The 22045-nt window shown below is 72.4% G+C and carries 17 protein-coding genes; 5 read left to right on the top strand and 12 right to left on the bottom strand.

Translation table 11 applies throughout. The features are described 5' to 3' along the window. Nucleotides 1-29: 29 nt before the first annotated feature. The 10 genes from EDF50_RS05220 to hxlB form a co-directional block, all read right to left on the bottom strand. Nucleotides 30-1070 carry a hemolysin family protein gene (locus tag EDF50_RS05220; RefSeq protein WP_123518538.1) on the bottom strand — a complete coding sequence of 347 codons (1041 nt, stop codon included), beginning with the start codon at nt 1068-1070 and terminating at the stop codon, nt 30-32. Then, nucleotides 1067-2446 (bottom strand): hemolysin family protein, encoded by a 1380-nt coding sequence (locus EDF50_RS05215; RefSeq protein WP_123518537.1) that lies wholly within the window; start codon nt 2444-2446, stop codon nt 1067-1069. The genes EDF50_RS05220 and EDF50_RS05215 overlap by 4 nt, the downstream gene beginning before the upstream one ends. A 172-nt stretch (nt 2447-2618) precedes the next feature. Beyond that, complete coding sequence (locus EDF50_RS05210) at nt 2619-3443, bottom strand: GntR family transcriptional regulator (RefSeq protein ID WP_199738639.1); 825 nt, start codon at nt 3441-3443, stop codon at nt 2619-2621. Next, nucleotides 3424-5088 carry an ABC transporter ATP-binding protein gene (locus EDF50_RS05205; protein ID WP_123518536.1) on the bottom strand — a complete coding sequence of 555 codons (1665 nt, stop codon included), beginning with the start codon at nt 5086-5088 and terminating at the stop codon, nt 3424-3426. The genes EDF50_RS05210 and EDF50_RS05205 overlap by 20 nt, the downstream gene beginning before the upstream one ends. Further along, complete coding sequence (locus EDF50_RS05200; protein ID WP_370453970.1) at nt 5072-7039, bottom strand: gamma-glutamyltransferase family protein; 1968 nt, start codon at nt 7037-7039, stop codon at nt 5072-5074. Before EDF50_RS05200 ends, EDF50_RS05205 begins: the two co-directional genes overlap by 17 nt. A 7-nt stretch (nt 7040-7046) precedes the next feature. Further along, nucleotides 7047-7934: an ABC transporter permease gene (locus tag EDF50_RS05195; RefSeq protein ID WP_233570353.1), complete on the bottom strand. Its 888-nt coding sequence runs from the start codon at nt 7932-7934 to the stop codon at nt 7047-7049. Next, nucleotides 7931-8884, bottom strand: a complete 954-nt coding sequence (locus EDF50_RS05190; RefSeq protein ID WP_123518535.1) for an ABC transporter permease — start codon at nt 8882-8884, stop codon at nt 7931-7933. The genes EDF50_RS05195 and EDF50_RS05190 overlap by 4 nt, the downstream gene beginning before the upstream one ends. Nucleotides 8885-8888: 4 nt before the next feature. After that, nucleotides 8889-10616, bottom strand: coding sequence for an ABC transporter substrate-binding protein (locus tag EDF50_RS05185; RefSeq protein ID WP_123518534.1), 1728 nt, complete (start codon nt 10614-10616; stop codon nt 8889-8891). A gap of 287 nt (nt 10617-10903) precedes the next feature. Then, on the bottom strand, nt 10904-11839 hold the full coding sequence (locus tag EDF50_RS16585; RefSeq protein WP_158612636.1) for a hypothetical protein: 936 nt from the start codon (nt 11837-11839) through the stop codon (nt 10904-10906). Nucleotides 11840-12017: 178 nt separating this feature from the next. Next, nucleotides 12018-12647, bottom strand: coding sequence for a 6-phospho-3-hexuloisomerase (gene hxlB, locus EDF50_RS05175; protein WP_123518533.1), 630 nt, complete (start codon nt 12645-12647; stop codon nt 12018-12020). A 192-nt stretch (nt 12648-12839) separates the two neighbouring features. On the opposite strand from hxlB, the gene EDF50_RS05170 reads away from it, so the two are divergent. Then, nucleotides 12840-14666, top strand: a complete 1827-nt coding sequence (locus EDF50_RS05170) for a GAF domain-containing protein (RefSeq protein ID WP_123518532.1) — start codon at nt 12840-12842, stop codon at nt 14664-14666. Nucleotides 14667-14760: 94 nt separating this feature from the next. Here the strand turns inward: EDF50_RS05170 and EDF50_RS05165 are convergent, their stop codons facing one another. Then, complete coding sequence (locus EDF50_RS05165) at nt 14761-15576, bottom strand: DUF817 domain-containing protein (protein WP_199738638.1); 816 nt, start codon at nt 15574-15576, stop codon at nt 14761-14763. A 218-nt stretch (nt 15577-15794) separates the two neighbouring features. Between EDF50_RS05165 and EDF50_RS05160 the strand changes: the two genes are divergently transcribed. Next, on the top strand, nt 15795-16994 hold the full coding sequence (locus tag EDF50_RS05160) for a hypothetical protein (protein WP_123518531.1): 1200 nt from the start codon (nt 15795-15797) through the stop codon (nt 16992-16994). A 370-nt stretch (nt 16995-17364) separates the two neighbouring features. On the opposite strand, the gene EDF50_RS05155 is transcribed toward EDF50_RS05160, so the two are convergent. Beyond that, a complete protein-coding gene (locus EDF50_RS05155) occupies nt 17365-17679 on the bottom strand; it encodes a hypothetical protein (RefSeq protein WP_123518530.1) in 315 nt (104 codons plus the stop codon). A gap of 352 nt (nt 17680-18031) precedes the next feature. Here EDF50_RS05155 and EDF50_RS05150 point away from each other — a divergent pair, with 352 nt between their 5' ends. The 3 genes from EDF50_RS05150 (at nt 18032) to EDF50_RS05140 (ending at nt 21959) form a co-directional block, all read left to right on the top strand. Then, nucleotides 18032-18820 (top strand): DeoR/GlpR family DNA-binding transcription regulator, encoded by a 789-nt coding sequence (locus EDF50_RS05150; RefSeq protein WP_123518529.1) that lies wholly within the window; start codon nt 18032-18034, stop codon nt 18818-18820. A gap of 70 nt (nt 18821-18890) precedes the next feature. After that, a complete protein-coding gene (locus EDF50_RS05145) occupies nt 18891-19859 on the top strand; it encodes a 1-phosphofructokinase family hexose kinase (protein ID WP_123518528.1) in 969 nt (322 codons plus the stop codon). A 33-nt stretch (nt 19860-19892) separates the two neighbouring features. Continuing rightward, the gene (locus tag EDF50_RS05140; protein WP_123518527.1) at nt 19893-21959 is read left to right on the top strand and encodes a fructose-specific PTS transporter subunit EIIC; all 2067 of its coding nucleotides are present in this window, start codon (nt 19893-19895) and stop codon (nt 21957-21959) included. Nucleotides 21960-22045: the final 86 nt, after the last annotated feature.

Raw genomic sequence — 22045 nt, 5'->3', positions numbered from 1 at the left:
GCGAGGACGGCCGGCCGGGCTCGGTGCCGTCAGACCGCGGTGACGTCGTCCACTTCGCCGACGAGTTCTTCGATGATGTCCTCCAAGAACAGCACCCCCGTCGTGACGCCCTCGGGCGAGACGGAGCGGGCCACGTGCGCACCGACCCGACGCATCGAGGCCAAGGCGTCCTCGAGGTCGGTGTCGCGGCCCACGGCGCCCAGGCGTCGGATGCGCTTCTCGGGCACGGGCGCCTCGAACGCCCCGTCCTCGGTGAGGTCCATGACGTCCTTCAGGTGCAGGTAGCCCGTGGGCTGACCGTCGCCGTCGGTGAGCACGTATCGCGAGTAGCCACGAGCCGCCACGGCCCGCTGCACGTCGGCCGGGGTCGACCCCGGCGCCAGGTGCACCATCTCGTCGAGAGGAACCTCGACGTCGCGCACCTTGCGGGTGGTGAACTCGAAGGCCGCCGAGAGGGTGCCCGACGAATCCATGAGCGTGCCCTCACGCGTCGACTGCTGCACGATCGTCGCGACCTCGTCGAGCGTGTACGAGCTCGTCGCCTCGTCCTTCGGTTCGACCCGGAACACCCTCAGCACGCCGTTGGCGACGGCGTTCAGCGACCAGATGACCGGCTTGAAGACGGTCGCCACGAAGACCAGCGGCGGCGCCAGGATGAGTGCGGCGCGATCGGGCACCGAGAACGACAGGTTCTTCGGGATCATCTCGCCGACCACGACGTGCAAGAACGTCACGAGGACGAGCGCCACCACGAACGCGACCACGCCGATGGCCTCGGCCGACAGGCTGGTGAGACCGAGCGGGATCTCGAGCAGGTGATGGATCGCCGGCTCCGACACGTTCAAGATGACCAACGAGCAGACGGTGATGCCCAACTGGCTGGTGGCCAGCATGAGGGTCGCGTGCTCCATCGCCCAGAGGGTCTTCTTGGCGGCCTTGCTCCCGGCTTCGGCGCGCGGTTCGATCTGCGAGCGACGGGCCGAGATGACGGCGAACTCGGCGCCGACGAAGAAGCCGTTGACGATCAGCAGCACGACGAGCCAGACGATGCCGGGCAGGTACTCGTTCATCGGGTCACCCCTTCTTTCAGCGAGGCGACGACGCGGTCGTGCTCCGTGGTGGGCGCGACGGCGTCGAGACCGTCGGTCGACGGGGCGGGGACGAATCGCAGGCGCTCGAGGCGTCCGTTCGCGACGCGCTCGACCCGCAGGCTGCCGCTGCCGCCCTCGAGGGCGACCTCGTCGCCCACCTCGGGCAGGCGGTCGAGCCGGTCGATCACGAATCCGGCCACCGTCTCGTAGTCGCCGTCGTCGGGCACGCGGATGCCGGCCCGGTCGGCCAACTCGTCGGGCCGGAGGGCACCGTCGAAGAGGACGGTGCCGGCCTGGCGCACGATGCCCACGCGAGCGCGGTCGTGCTCGTCCTCGAGTTCGCCGACGAGCTCCTCGACGACGTCCTCGAGCGTGACGAGGCCCGCGGTGCCGCCGAACTCGTCACGGACGACCGCCATCTGCAGACCACCGTGGCGCAGCAGGCCGAGCAGCGAGTCGGTGCCCATGCTCTCGGGCACGAACCGCGCCTCCTGCATCAGCGAGGTCGAGGCGACGGAGGCGCGCTCGTCGAGCGGGACGGCGAACGCGTGCTTCACGTGCACGACGCCCACGATGTCGTCGCTATCGTCGCCGATCACCGGGAAGCGGGAGAACCCCGAGGACAACGCGGCGTCGACGATGTCGGCGGCCGTGCCGGTGGAGGCGATGGTCGTCATGCGCACGCGCGGCGTCATCACCTCAGAGGCGTCGTGTTGCGAGAAGCGCAGGGTGCGTCCCAGCAGGGTCGCGTGGTCCTGGTCGAGCTGGCCCTCGAGTGCCGACCGGCGCACGAGCGAGCTGAGCTCCTCGGCCGAACGGGCACCCGACAGCTCTTCTTTGGGCTCGATGCCCATGGCGCGGATGGCGGCGTTCGCGGTGTTGTTGAAGAGCAGGATGAGGGGCTTGAAGACGGTCGTGAACGCCGCCTGGAACGGCACGACGAACTTCGCCGTGGCCAGCGGCAGGGCGAGGGCGAAGTTCTTCGGCACGAGCTCGCCGACCACCATCGAGAAGAGGGTGGCGAGCACGATGCCCGCGATGCTTCCGACGACCGGGACGACCGCCGCGGGCACGCCGAGGGAGTCGAGCGGACCGCTCAGCATCGAGCTGATGGCGGGCTCGAAGGTGTACCCGGTCAGCAGCGTGGTCAGCGTGATGCCGAGCTGCGCGCCGGAGAGGTGCGTCGAGGTGATGCGCAACGCCTTGATCGTGGGACCGAGGCGTTTCTCGCCCCGGTCGCGCCGCGCCTCCAGCTCGTTGCGGTCGAGGTTGACCAACGAGAACTCGGACGCGACGAAGAAGCCGGTGCCGACGGTGAGCACGAGGCCGATGCCGACCATGACCCAGTCATTCATGTCGCCCCTCCCCGTCTGTGACGACCGCGCGGGCGGTCAGGCGTGGGAGAGGCCAGGGCATGTGAGAGGGAGGTTCGTCCATGATCGAGAACAGTAAGCAGGACCGCCGACCGACTCCTGAGAACGTGCAGTCGATGCACGCTCACGTCTCGACGAGGGCAGGAGGCGCGGGTCAGGCCGTCGGGATCGTGGGCGTCGGTGTCGTGGTCGTGGGCGTCGGTGTCGTGGTCGTGGGCGTCGGTGTCGTGGTCGTGCTCGCCGCGATCGTGGGGGGCAGGGCGGGCGGTGTGGCCCGCAGGTCGGCCACCCGGTCGGCCGGTTCGGTCCGGGCGAGGAACCCGATGCGCGACTCACGCACGTGCCAGCCCATCAACTCGGCGGCCCGAGCCTCGTCGCCGGCGTCGATCGCCGCGAGGATGAGACGGTGGTCGGGCCACAGCCGTTTGCCCCGCGAGAAGGTGTCGAGCGCGTAGAGCCACTCGATCTTGTTCGACAGCTGACGCAGCAGGGTCGCCAGGGTGGCGCTGCCGCTCAGGTGCGCCACACCGACGTGGAACCGGTCGTTGAGCTCGACGAGACGGTCGAGGTCGCCGGCCTCGACGGCGGCGTCCCCGTCGTCGAGCAGTTGCCCCAGCATGCGGCGGGTCCGCCACCAGTCCTCGGGCGGCCGAGGCTCGCGGAACAGTTCGCGCGCCCGCAGGGCTGCCCGCCGGGCCGTCGAGATCTCGAGGGCCTCGCGCACGGCGAAGAGGTCGTCGGCCTCGTCGACCGGGATCGCCGCGACCCGGCTGCCCACGTTCGGGGTCGACTCGACGAACCCCTCGACCTCGAGCGCCCGAAGCGCCTCACGCACCGGGACGCGCGAGACACCGTGGCGGCGGGCGACCGAGGCCTCGGTGATGCGCGTACCCGGCACGAGGGTGCCCTCGACGATCTCGCGGCGCAGGGCGTCGACGAGGACGACGGGCGGCGGGCCCTCAGAGGGCGAGGCTGGCACCGGGGATGGCTCCCAACAGCTCGGTCGTGTACTCGGCACGGGGCGACAAGAAGATGTCGTCGACGCTACCGTGCTCGACCACGGCGCCCTTGCGCATCACCACCACGTCATGGGCGATCTGTCGCACGACGGCCAGGTCGTGCGTGATGAACAGGTAGCTGAGGCCGAGCCGACGTTGCAGGTCGCCGAGCAGCTCCAGGATCTGCTCCTGCACGAGCACGTCGAGCGCCGAGACGGCCTCGTCGCAGATCAACAGCTCGGGCTCGAGCGCGAGCGCCCGGGCGATCGCCACCCGCTGACGCTGGCCACCCGACAACTCGTTCGGCCGGCTCTGCGCGACCGACCGGGGCAGCGTGACCTGGTCGAGCAGCTCGGCCACGCGATGCCGACGCGTGGTCCGGTCACCGACGCCGAAGATGCGCAACGGCTCGTCGATCAGCCGCTCGACGCTGTACGACGGGTCGAGCGACCCGTAAGGGTCCTGGAACACCGGCTGCACCCGCCGACGCAGCGCACGACGCGAGGCACCCCGGCTCACCGTGATGCTCTCGCCGTCGATCAGGGCCGACCCGCTCGTCGCGGACTCGAGGCCGAGCACGATGCGGGCGACGGTCGTCTTGCCCGAACCGGACTCGCCGACGATCGCCGTCGTGGTGCCGCGCGGGACCTCGAACGAGACGTGGTCGACCGCCCGCACCTGCTCGCCACGGCGACCACGGAGGCGGAACTCCTTGACCAGGTCGGTGACGGTCAGGATCGGGTCGACCCGCGCCTCCTCGGCTCCGGCCCCCTCGTCGAGAACGGTCTCGCCGCGACGCAGGGCGGTGGCCGAGGCCAGCGTCGGCGCGGCGGCGACGAGACGCTTCGTGTACTCGTGCCGAGGGCGGCGCAGGATCTGCTCAGGCGTGCCCTGCTCGACCACGCGGCCCTCGAGCATCACGACGATGCGGTCGGTGCGGTCGGCGGCGAGTCCGAGGTCGTGCGTGATGAAGAGCAGGGACGTCCCCCGGCTCTCGACCAGGGTCTGGAGGTGGTTGAGGATCTGCCGTTGGACGGTCACGTCGAGCGCGCTGGTCGGCTCGTCGGCGATCAGCAGCTGCGGCTCGCGCGCCAGGGCGATCGCGATCAGCACGCGCTGGCGCATGCCGCCCGAGAACTCGTGCGGGAACTGCCCCGCCCGGCGCTCGGCCTCGGGGATGCCCGCCTCGGTCATCAGGGCGACGACACGGCGCTGCACCTCGTCGTGGCCACGCAGGCCGTGGGCGCGCAACGCGTCCGCGATCTGGGCCCCGACCTTCATGGACGGGTTCAGGTTGGTCGACGGGTCCTGCGGCACGAGGCCGATGCGGGCGCCGCGCACCCGGCGCATCGGCGCCTCGGTCGCCTGCGCGAGGTCGAGGGTGCTGCCGTCGGGGCCCGAGAGCTCGATCGAGCCGCCCGTGATGTGACCGGCGCCGGGCAGCAGGCGCAGGATCGCCGCGACCACCGTCGACTTGCCCGAGCCGGACTGGCCGACGATCGCCACCCGTTCGCCCGGCAGGACGTCGAGGTCGACGCCGTGCACTGCGGGGGTGTCGCCGAACGAGACGCGCAGGTCGCGCACCCTCAACAGCGGGGAGGTGGTGTTCTCAGCGTCCTGCGGCATAGGCCTGGGCTCCTCGGGGGTTGGCGGCGGCGGACAGCACGCCGGTCTCGGGGTCTCGCGAGACGCTCGACAGTCGGCCCAGGGACCAGCCGCCGGCGCGGGTGACGACGTGCCCGCGGGCGACCAGGGCCTCGATGACGTCGTCGCCCAGGCGGTCCTCGACCACGACGCCTCCGGGCTCCCACGTGCGGGGCCAGAAGCTGCCGGGGAACGACGTGGTGTGCAGGGCGGGGGCGTCGATCGCCTGCTGCGGCGTGTAGCCGCCGACGATCGTGCGCAACAGGTACAGCAGCTGCCACTGGTCCTGCTGGTCGCCGCCGGGTGATCCCAGGGCGACGACGGGCTCGCCGTCCTTCAGCACGAGCGTGGGCGTCAGTGTGGTGCGCGGGCGCGTGCCGGGTTCGAGCGTCGACGCCGTGCCCTCGTCGAGCCACGACATCTGCAACCGGCTGCCGAGACAGAAGCCGAGCTCGGGGATGGTCGGCGACGACTGCAACCAGCCACCCGACGGGGTCGCCGAGACGACGTTGCCCCAGCGGTCGACGACGTCGAGGTGACAGGTGTCGCCCCGCGTCTCGCCGGTCGGCTCGGTGAACGGCTCGGCCAGGCGGTCGGCCGGAGGCGCAGTGCCGGTCGGCGGCACGTCCTCGGCCGGTGCGACGGGTGCGGCCGGTGCGGGCGGTGGGACGGGTGCGGCCGGTGCGGCCGGGGACGTCGTCGCGGTGCGGGCGGCGGGCGCGGCGACCGTGGGTTCACCGACGCCGGCGGGTGCCTCGCTGAGGGCGGGCGGGAGGTACTCGGTGCGCATCGTGGGCAGGGCGAACGGCACGCGCCCGGGGACCTCACCGGGTCGCAGCTCGTGCGAGGCCTGCTCACCGATCAAGGCCCGGCGCTCGTCGGCGTAGGCCGCGGACAACAGGGTGTCGAGAGGCACGTCGCCGGGACCGTACCAGGCCTCGCGGTCGGCCATCGCGAGCTTCTGCGCCTCGATGATCGTGTGGGCGCCATCGGCGGTCGACGGGTCGAGCAGCCCGTCGTCGAGCGGCTCGAGCAGCGCCAACACCTGCAGCAGGGCGGGGCCCTGGCCCCAGGCACCCGTCTTGGCGACGGTGTGGCCACGGAACTCGATCGTGGTCGCCGGTTCGGTCGTGGCCCGGAAGGCGGTGAGGTCGGCGGCCGTGATGACACCCGCGTGGTCGGTGCCCGACGAGTGACGGTGCGGAGCGCGGACGAACGCGTCGATCGCCTGCGCGACGTGTCCGCTGCCCCACTCGACCCGCGCCTCCTCGATCTTCGCCTCACGGCTCGCGTCGGGCCCGAGGGCCTCGCCGGCCGCGACCAGCTCGTCCAGGACGGCCGCGTACGCCGGATTGGTCAGCAGGTCGCCCTCGCGCGGCACCTCACCGCCGGGCATCCACTGGGCGGCCGAGGTGGGCCAGTGCTCGGTGAAGAGGTCGGCGACGGTCCCGATGGTGGTTGCCACGCGCGCCACGATCGGGTGGCCGTCGCGGGCGTAGCCGATCGCGTACGCGAGGACGTCGGCCAGCGACCAGGTGCCGTGCTCGGCCAGCAGCTTGAGCCAGGCGTCGACGGCACCGGGGACCGCGGCGGCCAGGGCTCCCGACCCGGGGACGAGCTCGAGACCCTCGGCCAGGTAGTGCTCACGGGTCGCCGCGGCCGGGGCCGGGCCCTGGCCGACGAGCACGGTCGGGGCGCCGGGCGCCTCGGCGGTCGCGTAGATCGCCGTGAGGTCGCCGCCGGGGCCGTTCAGGTGCGGCTCGACGACGTGCAGGACGAAGGCACCGGCCACGGCCGCGTCGAACGCGTTGCCGCCGCGCTCGAGGACCGACTGGGCCGAGGCCGTCGCCAGCCAGTGCGTCGACGACGTCATGCCGAAGGTGCCGCGCAGGTCCGGGCGGGTGACGAACTCGTCAGGGGTGGTGTAGGTCACGAGGGGGTCACTTCCGGTCGCTGGCGGTGGGATCGAGGGCGTCGCGCAGGGCGTCGCCGAACAGGTTGAAGCCCAGGCAGATCACGGCGATCGCGAGACCGGGCACGACGGCGGCGAACGGTGCCTTCGCCAGGTACTGCTGCGCGTCGCTGAGCATGATGCCCAGACTGGCCGTCGGCGGCTGGATGCCCAGCCCGAGGAACGACAGCAGGGCCTCGCCGATGACGGCGACCGGCATGATGACCGTCGCCTGCACGATGATCGCCGAGACGCAGTTGGGCAGGACGTGCTGGAAGATCACGCGCAGACCCGTGGCGTCCATGGTCGTCGCGGCGAGGACGAAGTCGGTCGACTTGATGCGCAGCGTCTCGCCGCGCACCACGCGGATCATCGTCGGCACCTGCGCGATGCCGAGGGCGACCACGGCGTTGGTCAGGCTCGGGCCGCTGATCGCGGCGAGCGCCACGGCGATGATCAAGAACGGGAAGGCCAGCATCACGTCGGTCAGGCGCGAGATGACGCCGTCGAGCCAGCGCCAGTAACCGGCCAGCAGGCCGAGCGGCGTGCCCACCACCACGGCCAGCAGCACCGAGAGCACGCCCACCTGCAGCGAGACACGGATGCCGTAGACGGTGCGCGAGAGGATGTCGCGGCCGAGGTCGTCGGTGCCGAGCACGTAGCCGACCGTGCCGGGCACCTGGAACGGCAAGTCGAAGTTCACCCGGGTCGGGTCGTACGGGGCGATGAGCGGGGCGGCGAGGCCGGCGACGAGGACGACGACGAGCATGACGCCGCCCGTGACGCCGAGCTTGTTGCGGACGAGGCCACGCCAGACGCGCCCCCTGGCCGAGCCGAGCCCCGCCCCTGCGGCGGTGGGTGTCTCGATGACGGTCACGATGCGCCTCCTACCCTGATGCGCGGGTTGATGACGGAGTACAGGACGTCCACCGCCAGGTTGATCACGATGTAGCCGACGGTGATGATCAGCACGACGGCCTGGATCACCGGGTAGTCACGGGTGAACACCGAGTCGAGCGTGAGCTTGCCGAAGCCCGGCAGCGCGAAGATGCGCTCGGTGACCACGGCGCCCGAGATCAGGCCGCCGAGCTGCAGGCCGACGATCGTGACGACCACGATCATCGAGTTGCGCAGGCCGTAGCGCATCAGCACCCGGCCGCGACCGAGGCCCTTCGCCCGTGCGGTCCGCACGTAGTCGGTCTTCATCGTCTCGATCATCGAGGCCCGCGTCTGCCGCATGATCACGGCGGCGAGGCTCGTGCCGAGGATCACGGCGGGCAGGGTCAGGTGGTAGAACGCGCTCGCCGGGTTCTCGGCGACCGGCACGTAGCCCGACGCCGGGAAGAGGCCGAGGCCCGCCGCGAGCCAGAGGATCGCGAGGATGCCGAGCCAGAAGTTCGGCACCGACAGACCGACCAGGGCGGCGGCGTTGGCCATCCACTCGGGCCAGCGGCCGCGGTACCGCTCGGCGACGACGCCCAGCGCGACGCCCACGACGACCGCGACGACGATCGCGTAGAGCGCCAGCCACAACGTGACCGGCAGGGTCGCGCCGATCAGTTCGGTGACGGGCGTGCCCGTGCGGGTCGACTCGCCGAAGTCGCCTCGGAAGAAGTTGCCGACGAACCGGCCGTACTGCACGAGCAACGAGTCGTCGAGGCCGAGGTCGGCCCGGATCGCGGCGACGCGCTCGGGCGTCGCCTCTTCTCCGGCGAGGGCCAGGGCCGGGTCGCCGGGCAGCTGGCGCACGCCCCAGAACACGACGATCGAGGCGATCACCAGCGTGACGACCGACTGCCAGAGCCGGGTGAGCAGGTAACGGGTCATCGGGTCACTCCCCCTCGACGAACGCGGCGTCACTGAGGCGCACGACGCCGTCGGCGTAGGTGGACACCCCGGCGACCTCGTTCGTCAACGCGGTCAGGCTCCGGGTGCGGTACAGGTAGATCAACGGTTCGTCTTCTTGCACCTGCGTCACGGCCTCGCCGTAGAGCGCGGCGCGCTCGTCGACGTCGATGGTCGCGGCGGCGTCGGCCAACAGCTCGTCGACCCGGGGGTTGCTGTAGCCCGAGTAGTTGTTGCCACCCCCGGTGCGCAAGAAGTTGACCATGTTGCCGTTCGGGTCGACACGACCCGACCAGCCGAGTTGCAGCGCGTCGAAGTCGCCACGCGACTGCACGTCGAGAAGGGTCGAGTACTCGACGGGCGTGATCGACAGGCGGAACCCGCCGTCGGCGACCTGCGCCTGAAGCGCCTGCACGACGCGGAGCGTGTCGGCGTTGTTGCTGGCCTGCATCTCGATCTCGTAGGGCAGGGTGACCCCGGCCTCCTCGAGCAGGCGTTTCGCGCCCTCGGGGTCGTAACCCGGGCAGGCCACACTGGCCGGTGTGACGAAGGGACTGCTGGGCGGGACGGGCGAGCAGGCGGTGTCGTTCCAGCCGCCGAAGACGCTCTGCACGAGCGAATCGCGGTCGATCGACATGGCCAGCGCCTGCCGGACGCGCACGTCGCTCGCCAGCGGGGTGTCGATCTGCACGGGGTCGGTGCCGACGCCGTCCTGGTTGCCGATGTTCACCGTCACGCCCTGGTAGCCGAACGAGCCGACCTGCAGCACCGTGAGACCGTCGTCGGCCATCAGCGAGTCGACGTCCATGGTCGACATCGAGTCCGCGACCTGGACGTCGCCCGCGCGGACGTTGGCGGCTCGGATGCTGGCGTCGGTGATGATGCGGTAGGTGATCGTGTCGAGGTGCACGTCCTCGGCGTTGTAGTAGAGCGGGTCCCGCTCGACCGAGATCGAGGTCTGCGGCACGCGGTCGACGAACTTGTACGGGCCGACGCAGACCGGGGCGTCACCGAAGTCGTCGCCCTCGGCCTCGAGCGCCGTCGGCGACATGATCATGCCGGCACGGTCGGCGAGGGCCGCGGTGAGCGGGGCGAAGGGGCGCTCGTAGGTCAGACGCACCGTGTCGTCGCCCCGCGCCTCGACCCCGATGACCGGGCCGAGCTCACTGGCCCGCGACGAGTCGGGCTTGTCGAGGTGGCGTCGCAGCGTCGTGACGACGGCCTCGGCGTCGAGCGGGGTGCCGTCGGCGAACACGGCGTCGGTCCGCACGGGGATGTCGACCGTCAACCCGCCGTCCGACAGCGTCGGCAACTCGGTCGCCAGCAACGGCACCAGGTCGCCCTCGGCGTCGATGTCGAACAGCTTCTGGCACATCGTCTCCATGACGTACCGCGTGTAGAGCGACGACGACGTCGTGGGGTCGAGGGCGTCCGGCTCGGCCGAGAGCGCCATGACCAGGTCGCCGCCCTCGACGATCGTCCTGTCGCCGACGGGCGCGGTCGTCACGTCGGTCTTGTCGGGCGGGTTCGTGCCGGCGGGCTGCTGCGGGACGCAGGCCGCGAGCGCGAAGGTCGCGGCCGCGGCGAGGGCCGGCAGCGCGAGGGCCCGGCGCAGGCGGCGACGACCGGCTGGTGCGGTCGCGATCGCGGCGCGGGCCGCGGTCGCGGCGCGGGCCGCGGTCGCGGCGCGGGTCGGGCGGGGTGGGCGGGCCATCGGGCCTCCGATGCTCGGGTGGTATCGGTCTGTGCAGCGCGGATTGCATACAATCCTGCCGCACGCCCCAGTTTTGTATACGAATTGTTTCGCGCGGGTAAAACGTCGCCCGGCGGCCCCGTCCGCGCCCCGCGCCCCGCGCCCCGCGCCCGCACCCGCGCCCCCGCCCCCACCCGCACCCGCACCCGCACCGATGTCGCACCACGGACTCGACGTCGCACCATGGTCGCGTCACGGAACCACGCTCGAGACTGGTTCGACGACGCGACGATGGTGCGGCCCAGCCGTCACGGCAGGGGCAGCCCCGCTGAGCGGAGGTTTGCTGCGAGGCGCGGCGGGTGCGACAACTCGTCCCAGACCGTTCGGGCGAATCCGTGGACCTCGGGCCGGTTGCGGATGCGGTCCTCCCGGATCTTCTCGTCCACGACGACCTGTTCGGCAGACCGCCTCCCACTCCACCGCCCCTCCGCGTACTTGACCCGACCGTCGAACTCGAGCACGACGCCGAACCGTGGCCACCAGAAGTCGACGATGTCGGCGAAGAGGTCGCCGTCCCCCCAGGGGAAACGCTTCTGCAACGTCGGAGGAGGCGCGCCCAGCTCGTGCAGGACGACCCGCGTCAGCGATTCCCCCGGGGATTCGGCCTCGGGCGTCGCAAAGGCGACGGCACGACGGGCGCTCGGCATGCCCCTGGGCGATCCACGTCCGTCGAGGGCATGACGCACGTCGTCCGCAGTGGCGAGCCCCCTCTGGACGAGGGCGTCGAGCGCGACCACGGCATCCCGGAACGGTGAGGTGAGAGCGAGATCAGCCCCTGTTCGAGCCGGGGAGGTGACGGTGATCGGAGGAAGCGACCGTAGGTCCTCGGGGGTGAGGGACCCGGGGTGCCGCACGACGTTCGCCGTCGTCTGGCTCGTGCTGCGGTCGGGGTCGACGACGTGCACACGGCTCGGCCACGGAGCGAGGGCCGGGATGCCCCAGCAAGCGGCCGCCGACGCGTGCGACACCACCGCCCGCGGAGCGAGCCGCGGCGTGACGGCGAGGACGCGGATCAGGTGGCGATCGCGAGACGACGCCGCTCGCCATGCGGCAGCGTCGACGGCGGCTCCACGACAGACCCGGACCAGCTCACCCCGTTGGACACCACGACGCACGGCTTCGGACTCTCGCCGCCCGTGCTCGAGACGGGCGGACCGGATGATGTGGGGCAGATGTTCGAACACGTCTCGAGACTGCCGTCACGTGGAGACGCGGCGGCGGTTGTCCACAAGTACGGCGACCACAGGTCGCATCACCTTCGTGTCGTCGAACCACTTTGCAAGGTGGTTCGACGACACGACGGTGGTGCGGCCCCGGTGGCGCGGTGGCGCGCTGGCGCGGAAAAACGGAGGCGCGGGGGGGCTACTCGAGGTTGGCGTGGCGGGGCCAGAGCTCGTCGGCGTCGGCCCCGGAACGCTTCCAGAGGGCGTGGAACACGGCGTCGCCGAGCAGCACGACCGTCTGCTCGAACAGCCCCCCCGCGTACTGCGCCGACGCGGTGCCCGAACGGTCCTGCTTGTCGGCGGCGGGGACGACGAGCACGGCCTCGGCCAGGTCGGCCAGTGGCGAGTCGGCGGCGGTGGTGATCGCGGCCACCCGGGCCCCGGCGTCGACGGCCGTGCGGGCCGCGGCGACGATGCCGGACGTGGTGCCCGACCCGCTGGCGGTGAGCAGCACGTCCCCCTCGGCGATGGCCGGAGTCGTCACCTCGCCGACGACGTGCACCTCGAGACCGAGGTGCATGAGTCGCATCGCGGTCATGCGCAGGGCGAGACCCGAGCGGCCCGCTCCGTGGACGAAGACCCGTTCGGCGTCGTCGACCAGGTCGGCGAAGGCGTCGAGCTGACCGGAGGTGTCGGACGAGTCGTCGCCTCCGGCGTCGGCGTCGAGCACCGCCGAGACGGCGGCGTCGACCTCGTCCGCCACGAGCTCGAGGGCGGTGGCGACGGAACCGTGGTCGTCGTCGGGGGACGTGCTGTCTGCGGGAGTCACGAGTATCAGCCTGCTCGCCCCGCGCCTCCGGCGTCCAGGTTCGCGAGGGACGCCCCGGAACCGCGGGGCCGCCCGGGCCTGCGACCAGAAGGGGGGCCACCGCCGACCCGCACTGGGGGCAGCCCGCCACCGGACCGCTGCCTAGCCTGGATCGGGGGGACGACACACCGAGAGACACCCGAGGAGCACCACGTGACCAGGACGGTCGACACACCCGCGCACCCGACGCGCAGCTACGAACGATTGCGCCCCGCCATGCGCCTGTTCTACCTGTGGACGCTCTCGCGCTCGCGGCACGTGCCCTCGCCCCGCGGCCGGCCGACCTACCGAGCGGACTCCCCCGACCCCGACACCGTGCTGCTGATCGGCACGGGCCCGACCCACGGTTTCGGCGTGACGAGCCACGAGCAGGCCCTCACCGGCCAGATCGCCAAGGAGACCTCGAAGAGCACCGGACGCGCCTGCTCGGTCGACTACATCGGCGACGAGATGATGAACGCCGGCTCGGCCCGCTCGTGGATCGGCGACCACGACCTCAGCCTGTACGACACGGTCGTCGTGATGCTCGGCCTGAACGACGCCGTCATGCTCACCCCCCTCGACGGCTGGCAGCGCGACGTCTCGGGGCTCGTCACCGACGTCACGCGGCGCGTCCATCCGACCGCCCGCATCGTGCTGGTGGGCGTGCAGCCCGTGCGCTCGGTGACGCGGTTCGACAACCCGTTCGGATCGGTCGCCGAACGGCACGCGGCCCGCATGAACGAGATCACCGAGCGGATCGCCTCGCAGCACCCGTCGACCTCGTACTTCCGCCTTCCGGCCGGCGAGTTGCAGCCGGGCCGACCGCACGGCTGCGAGACGATGTACCGGCAGTGGGGCGCCGTGGTCGCCGACCGGGTCGCCCCGACCCTCGACGTGGTGCGCCGCGGCGAGGCCGTGGAGCACATCGGACGCACCTCGGTCGTTCCGGTCGTGCCCGAGCGCGTCGCCGCCCAACTCGAGGGGGCGCGACTCGCGGCGTCCGTCGCGGCGCCCGCGCCGGCGTGGACGACGAACCCGATGGCTCCCTCGCCGACCGCGTCCGGCCCGGCGACCGCCCCCGCGGCCGTCGACCCGATCGCGGCCCGGCTCGAGGCGTCCCGGGTCGAGGCCGCCCGAGTCGAGGCCGCCCGGGCCGAGGCCGCCCGGGCCGAGGCCGCCCGGGCCGAGGCCGCCCGGCTCGGGGCCGCCCGGGCCGAGGCCGCCCGGCTCGAGGCGGTCCCCGCGCCCGCGCCGGAAACCGAGCCCGCGCCGTCGACCGACACCGCGCCTCCTGCCCGTCCGCGACGCGTCCTGCCCGAGCCCACCTTCGAGTGGTCCGGTGCCGAGAAGCTCGTCGAACTCGCGAGTTCGGGCGGATCGGACACCCTGCAGGACCTCGCCCGCCGCGCCGAGAAGGAGTTCGGCGTCGACGTCGCCGTCGTCTCGTTGCTCGACGGCAAGAAGCTCTACTACGCCGTCAACACCGAGCTGCTGCCGGTGTCGATCCCGCGCGAGCTGACGTTCTGCGACGTGACCGTGGCGGCCGACGCCCCCGTGATCGTCGAGGACGCCCGCAAGGACGACCGGTTCAAGGACAACCCCTACCTCGACCTCAACCACGGCTACTTCTACGCCGGGCATCCGATCCACTCGTCCACGGGCGAAGCAATCGGCACGTTCTGCCTGCACAACACGCGTCCGCGCAAGGCCAGGAGCGTCTCGTCGGACAAGCTGGCCGAGTTCGCCCGTCTCGCCGAGATCGAGCTGCAGAGCTACGAGACGGCCGACGGCGGTCACGACCTGCCGACGATGTACGAGACGCGGGAGGCGGCGGTCGCGGCGGCCGTGTCGGGTCGCCCCCCGCAGGCGGCCAGGCTGGCCCAGGACGTGGCCGACGCCGCGGGCGCCGTTCCCGTCGCCGCGGTCCCCGCGGTCGCGGCTGCCGCCGCGCCGGCCGCGCCGGCCCCCACGCGCGTCGGGCGCCACGCCGCCCCCTGAACGCGACCCGCGAGCGAGGATGCACCACGTCCGCGTCGTCGAACCACTCCAGAGCGTGGTTCGACGACGCGACGGTGGTGCGACCCTCACGTCGTCACGGGCGCGGCGCCCCCTTCCGCTGCTTCAGCCACAGCACGAGCACGAAGCTGAAGATCACGAGCACCATCCACGAGCCGATCTTGCTGGCGTGCACGAGGCTCCAGCCGTCGGCCTGCGAGGCGTAGGTCCAGGCGCCGAGCAGGGTCGCGGCGTTCTCGGCGACCCAGATGAACAGCCCGATCAGGGCGAACGACACGAGCAACGGCATGCGGCGGTCGAGGCCCCGCACGCGGAAGGTCACCGACCGCCGGGCGATCAGCAGCGCGGCGACGCCGAGCAGCACCCAGCGCAGGTCGGTGATCCAGTGGTTCGTGAAGAAGTTGACGTAGAAGCCGACCGCGACGGCCATGGTCGCCGCCATCGGCACGGGGTCGACGCGCAGGTCGAACCGTCGCCACGCCTGGCAGATGTAGCTCGCGACGGCCGCGTACATGAAGCCGCTGTAGAGCGGCACGTCACCCAGGCACAGCACGCCGGGGTCCGGGTACGTCCACGATCCGATCGACACCTTGAACACCTCGAGCCCGAGGCCCAGGACGTGGAAGACGCAGATCACGAGCAGTTCGTCCCGGGTATCGAGTCGTGTCGCGACGAGGACGACCTGCACGAGCAGGCACCAGATCAGCAGGGCGTCGTAGCGCGGGATGCCCACGTCCACCACGCGGGTGACGGCGAGCCCGGCGAAGATCGCGACCGCGAACGCGCACGAGAGGGCCTGGGCGCGGCCGAAGGCCAGCAGGTCGAGCAGGGACTCGCGCGCGCGGGCGGCGTGACCCAGGCGCAGACGCGGGACGATCTCGACGGCGGGCACCGCGCCTCCTCGGTTCGTCGTCGGCGCGGACCGGGCGGCCGCACCGTCGCCCCGACGGGTGCGAACCCGTCCACGCTACGAACTCCGAGGAGGCGCGGCGTCCGCCCCGAGGACCACCCGCCTCCCCCGCGGGTCGCGGATGCCGCGGGCCCGACCGGTCCGGTCTCGATCGGGTGACGATCACGTCACGACAAATCCTCGCCTCCTAGGCTCAGGGCATGAAGGACCTCCGCCCGTCGTCCGGCCGGCGATCGTGGCACGCCGTCGTCGTCCCCGCGGTCGTCGTGACGGCCGGCGTCGCCCTCCTCGTCGCGGCGTGCGCGCGGGCGATGCCGGGCGAGCCGCTCGAGCGCCCGGTCGCCGAGGTCGTCGACACCGCGCCCGATTGCACGACCTCGGGGGCCGATGTCGCGCTGCTGCCGCCGCCGACCTCGGACGACGAGGCGCCCGCACGGCCCGGCCCCCCGCGAGCGGGGTCGGTTCCCGAAGGCTTCGTGCCGACCTCCGTCGTCGAGTGCGGCATCGTCTCGATGTCGACCGTGGAACGCCCCGACGGTCTGTGGAGCGCCGTCACCGAGAGGACTCTCGGGGGTGAGCTCGACCGCCTGTTGGCGGCCTTGGCCGAGCCGAACGGCAGGCGCCTCCCGATCTGCACGGCCGACATGGAGATCGTGGCCGACCTCTGGCTGGTCGACGCCTCCGGCGCCTCGATGCGTGCCGCTCGACCCGTCGACGGGTGCGGCAAGACCGCGGGCGACACCGACGGGGCGGTCGCGGCCCTGACCGTGCGGTCCGAGCGCGAGGTGCCGGTGCAGAGGATCGAGAGCCGCGACGCCCTCGACGCGGGGTGCGGCACATCGGCGACGACACCGGCCTTCTTCGACGCGAACGATCTGGGCATCGAGGGGCTCTCGCCCGACGGCGACGCGACGGATCTCGACGACGGGGGCGCCACCTCCCTGCCCGCCGCGCCGGCGCTGCCCGAACCGACCACCGTCGACCCCGCCGATCTCGACCGGGTGTGTCTGTACCGCGTGGTCGCGCCGGACGACGAGCCCGTCCCGCCCGGCACCCCCGGGGTCGGTGACGCCGACGCGGGCGCAGGCTCCGGCTCCGGCTCCGGCTCCGGCTCCTCGGTCCCGACGAAGTCCGGGGTGACGGCGACCTTCGATCGCGTCGTCCCGCTCGACCCGACCACGGCCGAGGCACTCGTCGAGGCGACGGACAGCCCTTCGGTGCGCGGCGACTGCTCCGACCGCCCGACCCGGATCGCCACCCTCCCGCGCTCCGACCCCGGCGCGCGGCCGGTCGACGTCGCCCTGACGATCGAGCTCGACGGGTGCCTGCGGCTGTCCGCGAGCGGCGGGCAGGCACACGCCCTCCCGCCCGCCCTCGCCGAGGCGCTACTGGTCCGGTGATACACGAGAACCCCCTCGCCGAGGGGCGAAGGGGTTCTCGTGGGGTGCTCGTCGGCGTCCCGCGCTGCGGGCCGCTGGTACGCACCGTCGACGGGCCGGGCGTCAGCCCGTCCGAAGCCGTGCACCGGGCCGGAGCCCGGGGAGGTCAGACCTGGTCGTCGTCGACCGGGCCCGCCACGAACGGGTAGCGGTCCGTGACGTACTCGTGGAGGTCGGGGTGGACGAGGGTGTCGAGCGAGGGAAGCGAGGGGGTCATGGCCGGGCCGTTCAGTCGAGGTCGTCGGTGTCGTCGAGTGCCGTGTCGAAGTACGACACGTGGTCGCCGACCTGATCAGCGAGGATGCGCTGCGCGAAGGTCATCGTGACCGGCTCAGGCGGACATCGCGTGCGCCGGGGCGGCCACGAGGAAGTCTGCGTAGGTGGGCTCGTCGACCCGACCCACGGACGAGACGGCCGCCGAGATCGGGGCGGCGAGGGCGACGGCCGCGACGCGAGCCCGACGACGACGCGGGTAGGTCTCGATGCGGACGGCCGGCACGCGGGGGTCGCGGCGGTAGAGGCCGGCGTCGACTCGAGCGGTGGTCGGACGGGACGCCGAGGGGCGAGCCGACCCGACGGTTCCCCGGACGAGGGCGACGAGCTGCTCGTGGCCGAGGCCCTGGAGGGAGGTGCTGCTGGTGTTCATGTTCTTCTCATTTCTGGTGACCCTGTGCCACCTGAGGAACCTGCTGAAGCGATGACGCCGCCCGTGAAGTCGGTGCCCGTACCGCCGTGAACCGGTACGTCCACCACTGTGGCAGGGAGATAGCTAGATCAACTAGCCAGATCGGCGAGAGTGCGCATTGCGGACATGGCCCCGCCCGCGAGTCCACGATCTGCGTTCTTCTTCGTTTTTCTGGCTTTGTCTTGTTTTCTCTGTGGAAGCGTCGTACAGTCGGCCCACGCCGGCACACGACAGAGCCGAACGGCCACACCAGCCACACGGACACCCGCACCAGCACCAGCACCAGCACCAGACGACGAGGAGGTCGCGTCGCATGTACGCCACCGAACGCCACGAGTCGATCGCCGAGGCCCTGCGGTCGGCGGGGCGGGTGTCGGTCAGCGATCTCGCCCTCCGTCTCGATGTGACGGCCGAGACGGTCCGCCGCGACCTCGACGCCCTCGAACAGGCGGGCCTGCTGCAGCGCGTGCACGGTGGGGCCGTCGCCGCGGGCCGCTCGAGCGTCAGCGAGCTCAGCCTCAGCGAGCGCGAGACCCGGCACAGCCCCGAGAAGACCTCGGTCGCCCAGGCCGCCGCCCACCTCGTGCCCTCCACCTTCACGGGCTCGATCGCACTCGACGCCGGCACCACCACGGCCGCCGTCGCCGCCGAGCTCGCACGCTGGACCCCGGCGACCCCCGGCACGGTCCTCACCGTCATCACGAACGCCGTGCCGATCGCGGCCCTGCTGCAGCACAGCCCGCACGTCGACCTGCACCTCCTCGGCGGACGCGTCCGCGGCCTCACCAGCGCCGCCGTCGGCACCAGCACGGTCGAGCAGATCCAGGCGCTGCGCCCCGACATCGTCTTCGTCGGGGCGAACGGCCTCAGCGCCGGCTTCGGCCTGTCGACCCCCGACGAGTTCGAGGGAGCCGTCAAGTCGGCCTACGTCCGCGCCGGACGCCGCGTCGTCGCCGTGGTCGACCAGACCAAACACGGCGAGGAGGCGCTGGTGCGGTTCGCGCGCCTGGCCGAGATCGACACGGTGGTCACCGACGCGCCCCCCGCCCCCGACCTGGGCGACGCCCTCGAACTCGCCGACGTCGAGGTGATCGTCGCGTGAGCACCTCGTCCCCGTCGCCCCGTCTCTCGCGGCACCGCTCGACACCTCACCGCCGCCAGGAGGCAGCCGCATGATCCTCACCGTCACCGCGAACCCCTCGCTCGACCGCACGATCGACCTGCCGGGCGCCCTGCAGCGGGGCGCGGTGCAGCGCTCGGTCAGCACCACCGACGAGCCCGGCGGCAAGGGGGTCAACGTCTCCCGGGCCCTGGCCGCGTCCGGGGCCGAGACCGTCGCCCTGTTGCCCGGTGCCCTCGACGACCCGGTCCTCGTCGCCCTGCGCGAGCGCGGCGTGCCGACCGTGAACCTGCCGATCGCGCAGCGCCTGCGGGCCAACGTCACGCTGACCGAGCCGGACGGCACCACCACCAAGATCAACGAGCTCGGGCCCGACCTCGGCGCCCACGTGGACGAACTCACCGCCCTCGTCGTCGAGCACGCGACGCTCGCCTCGTGGCTGGTGCTCGCGGGCTCGCTTCCCCCGGGCCTGCCGACGACCTGGCTGGCCGACGTCGTCCGGGCCGTGCGCGCCTCCTGTGGGGACGCCGCCCCGCGCATCGCGGTCGACTCGTCGGGCGAGCCGTTCGCCGCGCTCATCGCGTCGGGCGTCGGCATCGACCTCGTCAAGCCCAACGCCGACGAGCTCGCCGAGATCGTCGGCGGCGACCCCGAGGCGTACGAGGCCGATCCGGCCTCGGCGGTCGCCGGAGCCCGCCGCCTGCGCGAGCTCGGCGTCGAGACCGTGCTGCTCACCCTCGGCAGCGCGGGTGCCCTGTTGATCGACGACGAGGGGTCGTGGTTCGCCGCCGCCCCCGTCATCACCGCCCTGAGCACGGTGGGCGCCGGCGACTCGTCGCTGTCGGGCTACCTGTTCGCCGAGACGACCGGAGCCCCCGCCCCGGCCCGCCTCGCCCAGGCCGTCGCGTCCGGGGCCGCAGCCGCGGCCCTCCCCGGCAGCATCGTCCCCCGCCTCGACCAGACCTTCCCTGACGACATCGACGTCGTCCCGGTGGCCCCCGCGGCCGTCGGGCACCTCTGAGCAGCGTCGCCCAACCCCAAGGAGCAGAACACCATGTCATCCCTCATCAGCACCGACCTCGTCGGTCTCGACGAAGACCTGGGCGGCACGTCGACCGACGTCATCCGGGCCCTGGCCGCCCGCGTGGCCGCCTCGGGCCGCGCCGGCTCGGCCGACTCGCTCGCCGACGACGCCATCGCACGCGAGGCGTCGGTCGGCACCGGCGTCCCCGGCGGCATCGCGATCCCCCACGCCCGGTCGGCCTCGGTCACCGAACCCACGCTCGCCTTCTCGCGCCTCGCGCGCACGGTCGGCTTCGGCGCCCCCGACGGCGACGCCGACATCGTCTTCATGATCGCGGTGCCCGAAGGCGCCGACGGCGACCACATGACGGTCCTCTCGACCCTCGCCCGCGCCCTCATCCGCGACGACTTCACCGCCGCGCTCCGCGCCGCGAAGACGCCCGCCGACATCGTGACGCTGGTCGACGACGAGGTCAGCGGCGAGGTCGCCGAGACGCGCGGCACGACCGCGACCTCCGCGGCCGGCGCCACCAGCGCCTCCTCGTCCGCCGACGGCGCCCGTCGCCCGAAGCTGGTCGGCGTCACCGCCTGCCCCACCGGCATCGCCCACACCTTCATGGCCGCCGACGCCCTCGTCGCCGCCGCGAAGCGCCTCGGTGCCGACCTGCAGATCGAGCCGCAGGGCTCGGGCAAGGTCACCCCGCTCGACCCGGCCGTCATCGCCGAGGCCGACGCCGTGATCTTCGCCGTCGACGTCGACGTGCGCGACCAGGGCCGCTTCGCGGGCAAGCCCGTCGTGCGCGGACCGGTCAAGCGCGGCGTCGACGCGCCCGACGCCATGGTGAAGGAGGCGCTGGCCGCCGCGACCGACCCGAACGCCGTCCGCGTGAGCGGCACCGCAGCCGGTGCCGCCGCGGGCTCGACCACCGAGAAGCAGGGCTTCGGCTCATCGCTCAAGCGCTGGCTGCTGACCGGCGTCTCGTACATGATCCCGTTCGTCGCCGGTGGCGGTCTGCTGCTCGCGCTGGGGTTCCTGCTCTCGGGTTACGAGATCGCGGGCAACGCCGCGACCGTGCTGACCGACTACTCGCTCTTCAACCTGCCGCCCGAGGGCCTGGTCTACTTCCTCGGTGCCGCGGCCTTCCAGATCGGCAACCTGTCGATGGGCTTCCTGGTCGCCGCCCTGGCCGGTTACATCGCCTACGCGATCGCCGATCGCCCGGGCATCGCGCCCGGCTTCGTCGCCGGTGCCGTCGCCGTCTTCATGGGCGCCGGCTTCATCGGCGGCCTCGTCGGCGGTCTGCTCGCCGGCTTCGCCGCCTACTGGATCGGCAAACCCGACGTGCCCCGCTGGTTGCGCGGCCTGATGCCCGTCGTGATCATCCCGCTGCTGGCATCGATCTTCGCGTCCGGGTTGCTCGTGCTCGTCCTCGGCGGACCGATCGCCGCCCTGACCGTCGCCCTGACCGACTTCCTCAACGGGCTCAGCGGCACCGGCGCCATCGTGCTCGGCGTCATCCTCGGCCTCATGATGTGCATCGACCTCGGCGGTCCGGTCAACAAGGTCGCGTACTCGTTCGCCGTCGCCGGACTGTCGGCGGGCTCGCTCACCGACAACCCCGCCCCGCTGATGATCATGGCCGCCGTCATGGGCGCCGGCATGGTCCCGCCGCTGGCCATGGCCCTGGCGTCGACCGTGCTGTACCGCAAGGGCTTCTCGCAGGTCGAGCGCTCGAACGGCACCGCGGCCTGGCTGCTCGGCGCCTCGTTCATCTCGGAAGGCGCGATCCCGTTCGCCGCGGCCGACCCGCTGCGCGTGATCCCCGCGAGCATGGTCGGAGGCGCGGTGACCGGAGCCATCTCGATGGCCGCCGGCGTCACGTCGCAGGCCCCGCACGGCGGCTTCTTCGTGTTCTTCGCCATCACCGGGCTCGGCATGTGGGTCGTCGCCATCCTCGCGGGCACCGTGGTGAGCGCGCTCGTGCTCATCCTGCTCAAGAAGTTCGTCCGCCGCGGTGCCGCCGCCGGAGCCGACGCGTCGACCGAGGCCGCCGAGGCCGGTTCGGTCGTCGGTCAGCGCAGCCCCGTCGCCGCGTAGTCGCACCGCCGACGAGGCGACCACACGAGGAGGCGCGCTCCGGGGGGTCCCGGAGCGCGCCTCCTCGTCCGTGGACGGGCCGCGGA

Source organism: Frigoribacterium sp. PhB24 (genome assembly GCF_003755185.1).
Classification (GTDB): domain Bacteria; phylum Actinomycetota; class Actinomycetes; order Actinomycetales; family Microbacteriaceae; genus Frigoribacterium.
Note: the sequence above shows the minus strand (reverse complement) of the source record. Positions and strands in the feature narration are given on the sequence as shown.